This window comes from Saccharothrix xinjiangensis (genome assembly GCF_039527585.1).
Lineage (GTDB): Bacteria > Actinomycetota > Actinomycetes > Mycobacteriales > Pseudonocardiaceae > Actinosynnema > Actinosynnema xinjiangensis.
Genome location: NZ_BAAAKE010000050.1, coordinates 24,950 through 32,639, shown reverse-complemented (window position 1 = coordinate 32,639; position 7,690 = coordinate 24,950). Strand labels below are relative to the sequence as shown.

The window sequence follows — 7,690 nt, the reverse complement described above, 5'->3', positions numbered from 1 at the left end:
AGTCACTTCCCGAACCCGCCAAACCAAAGCCTACAACCGAGCCCGACCCAACGCCTTGACAAACACAGAGGAACCCCCGATAACCCGAGGCGGTTGTTATTGAAACGAAAGTGTGAGGTTGCCTTCATCTCGACGTAGAACCTGCTGGTCATCGGCTTGAGGTGCAGGCAAGCGGACACTTTCGAAGCAATATCTGGATTGGGTCGGTGATGCCGGGATGGTAGTCGGTTCGGTCTGGGCGGCGTGCCAGGCGGCTTCGTACTCATCGGGGCTGAGCCAGCCGAGGTCCTGGCGACGACCGACATGCGAGACCGCAACGAACCGAATTAAAACGCACACCTCGACCTGTAAAGTCCCAGCTCAAGAAGTGTGCTCCCCGCGCGAGCGGGGATGGTCCCGAAAAGGCCCCCGCTTCCGGTAGGGGAAGCGGGTGCTCCCCGCGCGAGCGGGGATGGTCCACGGACGTCGTGAAAACGGCCCTGGCGGAGTACGTGCTCCCCGCGCGAGCGGGGATGGTCCCGTCCCGAACGTCTCACACGTGCTGCTCGTCTTGTGCTCCCCGCGCGAGCGGGGATGGTCCGTCGAACGGCAACGGGGACCAGGCCCCCGCGCCGTGCTCCCCGCGCGAGCGGGGATGGTCCACCGTTGCGGCACAGGGGATCTAGGTGGGGTGGGTGCTCCCCGCGCGAGCGGGGATGGTCCCAGCAGCGTCTAGTGCGTTGACCACATACGTTCACCGGGTTGGGGACACGCCGGACAAGATCCCCGGCACCGGTTCGTGGTGATCTCATGCTCGGCGGTGACGTAGTCGCCGCCGAGCATGAGAGGCATCGATGGCCGAGCCGGTCAGAGCACGTCGATTAACCGAGGACGAGGGCCGTCGCCTGCTCAACTACGTGCGTCGGGGCAAGCAGGGCACGATCCGGATGCGCCGGGCGATGATCATCCTGGCCTCGTCGTCCGGGACACCCGCGCCGTCGATCGCGCGGCTGGTCGCGGCCGACCCGGACACCGTGCGGAACGTGATCCACGACTTCAACGCCCGCGGCCTGGCGGCGTTGGACCCTAGGTGGGCGGGAGGCCGTCCCGCCTGATCAGTCCCGACGACATCGCGTTCGTCGTGGCGACGGCCAAGGCCCGTCCCGCGAGGGCGGGCCTGCCCTTCACCCGGTGGAGCCTGCGCAAACTCGTCGCCCACCTGCACCGCAATCCACAACGCCGGGTCCGCATCGGCCGGGAACGATTACGCCAGATCCTGCACGAGTACGGGATCAGCTTCCAGCGCACACGCACTTGGAAGACCTCCAACGCCTCTGCCTTCGACGCCAAACTCGACCGCATCGACGAGGTCCTCACCCGCTTCCCGCAGCGGTGTTTCGCCTTCGACCAATTCGGGCCACTGTCGATCCGCCCGCACCACGGCTCGGGCTGGACACCGCGCAAACATCCCGACCGGCTGCCGGCGACCTACCGGCGGACCCACGGCATCCGCTACTTCCACGGCTGCTACTCCGTCGGCGACGACCAGCTCTGGGGCGTCACCCGCCGCCGCAAGGGCGGCGACCACAGCCTGGCCGCCCTCAAGTCGATCAGGGCGGCCAGACCGGACGGCGCACCGATCTACGTGATCATGGACAACCTGTCGGCCAACAAGACCCCGAAAATCCTCACGTGGGCCGCCGACAACAACATCGAGATCTGCCTGACCCCGACCTACGCGTTCTGGGCCAACCCGATCGAAGCCCAGTTCGGCCCCCTGCGGACGTTCGTCATCGCCAACTCCAACCATCCCAACCACACCGTGCTCGCCCGAGAGCTGCAGACACATCTGCGCTGGCGCAACGCCAACGCCCGCCACCCCGACATCCTCGCCGCCCAACGCCGCGAACGAGCCCGCATCCGCAGCGAACGACACCAACGCTGGGGCCGACCACGCCCTCAAGCGGCCTGACCAACCCGGCGAACCTATGTGGTCAACGCACTAGATCGACGGCCAGCCCATCCCGTGCTCCCCGCGCGAGCGGGGGTGGTTCCGTCACGACGCTGCCCGGCAGGAAAGTCGGTCGTTGCGGCACCGGATCCCCTCGGTACACTGCACAACCGAACTCAGCAGCCACACCAACTCTTACTCACGTCTGTCGGGTCGGCAACGTGCGGCAGGCATCCGACTGACACGCACTTCTGGGCACACTCACCGAGCAGTGCCGCCTCGACCGCCCGGACGACCAGTGCCAGCTCGGAATTCACCCTATTCGAGATCCTCCACCGCAGTGCCACAACACCGACGCCGAGCGTGCAGTGTCGCGATCGAGAGCCTGATGTGGTCCTCGAGGCACTCGATTGTGGCCTCGACCATCCCCACCAGAAGCTCACCCGATCCTGGCGCATCCGTACGGACGCGCCAGGACTCGCATCGCTCGGCAGTCTCCTTCGATCGGCCCTACGCGTGCCAATACGTGGGTTGCGGACCGGAGCCTGCTTCCCAGGTGCAGGTCGGGATCGCACCTCGCCGTCAGCTCGATGTGCATGTGTGTTCTTGTCCGGCCGCCTCCGACCACTGCAACCACACTGGGCCAAGGGTGTACCGTCCGGCGTCCTTCTCCAGGGCACCGAGCTTCACCAGGGCCGTCGCCAATCGGTACGTGGTCGGCAAAGGCAAGTTGGTCGCGCGGCTCACCTCGGTCAGGTTCAGCGGTCGGGCACCGCCGGCGACCTGCTCCAGCACCTGGAAAGCCCGCTCCAGCACCGAGCTCCGACCGGCGTCGCCGTCCCCCTCGTCGCGCTTCGGCGCCACGTCCTGCTCTGCTGACGGCTCCCTCTGCGAACGGTCAGGCCGCCCGTCCCCGTTGCGGTCCTCGTTGGCCAACGACACGTGATCCCTCCCTCGTCTGCACGCGACCAACCGCTCGACGGTCGACGCGCCGTGCCGGTTGAACGGCTCGGTGCGCCGCATACGGCGCACCGCACGTCATCCCGGGACACCCGTTCTGGTGCCCCCGCTGGTCGGCTGACCGGTGCCAGGACGGCGATGACGTCCCTGCGTGTCGTCGCCGCGCGCCGGTCGCAGCACGTGGACGGAACCGGCATCGCATGACGAGACCGGACGCTCACGAAGACACCCCCGCCAGGAGGGTTGTCGGGTTCGCCTGCAAAATCCGGCCGGCGGATGACCAGACAACCGGCGAACAGCACGACAATCCACACCCTTCGAACGAGTGCATGTCGCGCAGCACCGACCGATCAACTCATCCGCTCGACCACGGGAGCGCCCACAATGCCCGCCCTGCCACTCCGCGCACCGCCACGCTTTCGGAATTCGCAAACCTCATCCAGCGTCACAACTCCAGACACGACGGTCACGAATCCACCCCCGGCCTGCCGACATGCGGATCATATGACACCGACATTCCATGTCAACGCGAGCGAGATCCAGGAGCATCCCGACACCACGGATCCGATAATTACGTAGGCCCCGTAGTTTTGGGCGTGACCGCCCCTAGAGACCCTCAGGTCGACCACGTAGCGGCAGCCAGACAGGCCCCGCTCCGCCGTTCGCGGTGTGCAACCATCCCGAGAAGACGAACGGAACCCGTTGAAACCTGTCACAGCACCCTTTGACAACAAGCAGGCACACCCCACGGATCCTGATTCACAGTGAAAAACAGGATACCGATCGGACCGTCGGGCCGACGAAATCCTGTCCGCATGCACCCTCGGGCATCCGCAAGGGGACCGCGGTATTTCTACGTGGTTACCCTCGCTCCACTACGTGCCCGACTACGTGCTTCGCCCGACCACTACGTGGTCTCCCTAATGGCGCGCTCACGCCGACGAGTCGATACTCACCCTAAATAAGTAGATTCGCCCTTCCGCGTGGGCGCGGCACGTCACGACATCAGGGGATTCGCGATGCAGACCGGCACGACACCCGTCCGTCTCTTCGGGGAGCACTACTGGCACCAGGCGCTGGAGGTGGGTGACGCGGTCCGGGAGACCGAGCCTGTGCATCGCGCCGAGGTGGGCGGGTACCTGCCGGTCTGGGTGATCAGTCGCTACGCCGATGCACGACGTGCGTTGACCGATCCGCGCCTGAGCAAGGACGCCGCGCGGATTCGTCCGCTGCTGAAACGGCATCTGCGCGTCGCCGGGCTGCCCACCGAGTTGAGCGGGATGTTCCGACCGCACATGCTCTACCAGGACCAGCCGAAACACACACGTCTGCGTCGTCTGCTGGGGGATCACTTCACCCGCGCACGGATCGAGCGGCTGCGCCCCGAAGTGGAACGACTCACCGCGGCGCTGCTCGACGAACTGCCCACCGATCGGCCCGTCGATGTGGTCAGCCGACTGGCGTTTCCCCTTCCGCTCACCGTGATCTGCGAGCTGATGGGGGTGCCCGAGCACGACCACGAGGCGCTGCGCGACTGGACCGCGGCACTGATGGACGACGTGCCCGCCCGCCTGCTGCCGGCATCACGGGCAATGGGCGACTACATCGCCGACCTGATCGAGCACAAGCGACGCCTCCCCGCCGACGACCTGCTGTCGGCCTTGGTCCAGGGCTCCGGGACCGACCGCCTGGACCACGACGAGCTGACCGGCACGATCTACCTGCTCCTCGTCGCCGGCCACGAGACCTCCACCAACGGCATCACCAAAGCCGTCCGCTGGCTGCTGGACGACACCCGGCTGTGGCGCCACCTCGCCACCCACCGCCACAACATCGCCAATGCGGTCGAGGAGGTGTGGCGGTACGACTCGCCGGTGCGGATGGCCACCCACCGGGTCACCACCGTTCCCGTTGTCTACGGCGACGTCGAAATCCCCGAGGACGAGATCGTCCTGGTGTCGCTGATGAGCGCCAACCGCGATCCGTCCGTGTTCGCCCACGCCGCCGAGCTGGACATCGACCGCGGCGACATGCGACGGCACCTGTCCTTCGGCCACGGCATCCACCACTGCCTGGGCGCCCCTCTGGGGCGCATGGAAGCCGTCATCGCCCTCGACCAGCTCGTCGACCGCTTTCCTCGCGCCCGGTTGGCAGTGCCGCCCGAGCAGCTGCGGGCCCAACGCAGCGCGATCATGTCCGGGATCGAGGAACTGCCCGTGTTCCTGCGGTGAGCACCACCACGGCCGCAGGGGTGGATGGCACGGGCTTGCGCGCCACCCACCCCGCGGTCACCCCTCGGCCAGCGCCGCCGAAACCTCCTCGGCCGGAAGGCCGCGGTACCAGTCACGGATCTGCGTACGCCGCTTGACGATGCGGTCGGGGTAGGTGTCGTTGAGCTTGCGGATGATGTTGGAGACGTGGACCTCGACGGTGCGGTGCGACAGGCCGTCGAGGGCCTCGCCGATCTCACGGTTGGTCATGTCCCTGGCCACCAGTGAGGCCACCACGAACTCCTGCCGCGACAGGCCCCCCGGTCGCGGCCCGGCGACAGGCCGGGGACGAAGCTCCGATGCCAGAGCGAACACCTCGTCGGTCGTCAGCCGCTCCCCCAGGGCGAGGTTGATGTCGAACTCCTCGTCACCCAGCTCCCCGCGAGCCTGATCCTCGGCCCGCTGCTGGACCCGCAGCCACGGCAGCAACCCCAGGATCGAGGCGTTGGTCAGCTTGCGGGCGGCGTTGGCCGCACCCATCAACTGCGCACCACGCTCGTAATCGCCCAACGCGACCGCGATCAGGAACAGCTCCCACTTCGTCCACGCCGGCCCCCATGTGTCACCGATCCGATCCTGGATGAGCAGCACTCGCCGGGCCAACACAAGAGACTCCCCCGGGCTGCCGTGCAGCAGCTCCGCCAGCGCCAGCGCCCACAGCGCCCACGAAACCGACCACTCGGCACGGGCGTCCTCAGCCTGGGACAACAGCCTCGCGCACCAGGCGAAAGCGGTGTCGCGATCGGCGAGGAACGCCCCGCTCATGGCCCCGAACATCAGCGCCATGAACGCATCCCCCCGCGCTCCTGTCGCCAGGAAGGCGAGTTCGGCCTGCCGGTAGGCCTCCACCGATCCGCATGCCACGCTCTCGTCCTGCTCCACCAACCACAAACGGGTCGCCCGCGCGTACAGCAGAGGAGGAAACGTGTCCTGACAACCCAACGCCAGGGCCGCCTCCTCGGCCTGCTCCAGCAGCGACAGTCCCACCGTGGGGCGGCCCTCGACGAAGGCCATCCACGCCGCCGACGACAGACCCGCCGCCTGGTCGAGGGTCGGGGTTTCCGGGTGCTCCCCCAGACCGGCGGACAGCATGTCGCGGGCATCGTTGATCTTGCCGGCGAAGATCAACGCTCGACAGCGCCCGGTGTTCACCTCCAACCGCACCGCACGCCGAACCTGCCCGGTGGCGAGGAAGTACTCCTGCGCGGCGAGGATGTTGGGCAGCTCCGTGTGGATGCGCTGCATCCACACGATCTCCTCCGGACCCAGCCACTGCTCGGCCGCCTGTTCGGCCAGCGACTCGAAATGCCCGGCGTGGACACGGCGCAACTCGGCGGCATCCCCGGACGCCTCGACCAGCTCCTCGCCGTACTGGCGGATCGTCTCCAACATCCGAAACCGTGCGCGATCCCCACGCTGGTCGACCACGAGCAGGGACGCCCGCTTCAACCCGGCCAGCAACGAACGCACCTCCGCACGGTCCATGCCCGACGTGCACACCGCCGCTGCGGAGTCCAGGTCGAAACCGCCCGCGAACACCGACACGGTCGCCCACATCCGCCGCAGAGGTTCCGCCAGCAACCCGTAGGACCAGTCCAACGTCGCGCGGACCGACCGATGCTGCTCCTGCAGCGCGCCCCCGTCGACCAGGGTGTCCAGCAGCACCCGCCGTTGCGCCAGCATTTCGCGCAACGTCATCGTCTCCAACTGCACCGCAGCCAACTCGATGTTCAACGGGATGCCGTCCAACGCCTCACACAGCTCGGTCGCCACCGCATAATCCGCCGGCCGGATCTCCACACCGACCGCCCGCGCCCGATCCAGCAGCAACTGCAGCGCCTCCGGCACACAGCAGATGCACTCATCCGTGCAGACGCGCTCGGTGGTGGTCACCGGCAACGGCGGCACGGGAACGATGTGCTCGCCCTGGACTCCGAGGTTCTCCCTGCTGGTCGCCACCACCTGCAACCTGGGCACCGCCGACAGAAGATGCCGCAGCAGACGCGGCACCTGCCCCGAGCCCGGCTCGTGTCCCACCAGATGCTCGCAGTTGTCCAACGCCAGCAGAACCCGCCCACGAGTCGACAGGTGCTCGATCAACCGCGGAGTCGCCGGCGTAGGAGAGTTGTTCAACAGCCCCAGCGCCTCGGCGATGGTGGAAGCCAACCGGTCATCGGCCGCCTTGAGCCCCGCCAAGGGCACCAACACCACCTGGTCGTAGTAGTCCGTCAGGCCGGTCGCCAACTGCTCCAGCAACCTCGTCTTCCCGACACCACCGGCCCCGGTCAAGGTCACCAGACGCACCGGCCCGCGCTGCTTCGCCGTCACCGCCGGACACGACCCGAGCAGCTCCATCGTCGCCCGGAGCAGTCCGCGACGACCGATGAAGCTCGTCATACCCGCAAACGCCGCACCGCTTGCGACATCCGCAGGTCTTCGCATCGCCGACACCGCTGTGCCGGCCGCCGCCTCGTTCCCCTCGGCGTCCACCGTCATGCCTTCGTCAGTCCCCGACCGTCGTACCGTCGGC

3 protein-coding genes, 1 pseudogene and 1 CRISPR repeat array are annotated in these 7,690 nt (G+C 67.4%); of the genes and pseudogenes, 2 read left to right on the top strand and 2 right to left on the bottom strand.

The window, feature by feature from the left end:
* Nucleotides 1–369: 369 nt before the first annotated feature.
* Nucleotides 370–702: direct repeats of the CRISPR family, unit length 28 nt; unit sequence GTGCTCCCCGCGCGAGCGGGGATGGTCC.
* 131 nt (nt 703–833) lie between these two features.
* Nucleotides 834–1,951: pseudogene (locus ABD223_RS42150) on the top strand (IS630 family transposase).
* A gap of 561 nt (nt 1,952–2,512) precedes the next feature.
* Here the strand turns inward: ABD223_RS42150 and ABD223_RS42145 are convergent.
* Nucleotides 2,513–2,953, bottom strand: coding sequence for a helix-turn-helix domain-containing protein (locus tag ABD223_RS42145; RefSeq protein ID WP_344043738.1), 441 nt, complete (start codon nt 2,951–2,953; stop codon nt 2,513–2,515).
* 956 nt (nt 2,954–3,909) lie between these two features.
* On the opposite strand from ABD223_RS42145, the gene ABD223_RS42140 reads away from it, so the two are divergent.
* Nucleotides 3,910–5,121, top strand: a complete 1,212-nt coding sequence (locus tag ABD223_RS42140) for a cytochrome P450 family protein (RefSeq protein WP_344043736.1) — start codon at nt 3,910–3,912, stop codon at nt 5,119–5,121.
* Nucleotides 5,122–5,178: 57 nt separating this feature from the next.
* Here the strand turns inward: ABD223_RS42140 and ABD223_RS42135 are convergent, their stop codons facing one another.
* The gene (locus ABD223_RS42135) at nt 5,179–7,656 is read right to left on the bottom strand and encodes an ATP-binding protein (RefSeq protein WP_344043734.1); all 2,478 of its coding nucleotides are present in this window, start codon (nt 7,654–7,656) and stop codon (nt 5,179–5,181) included.
* Nucleotides 7,657–7,690: the final 34 nt, after the last annotated feature.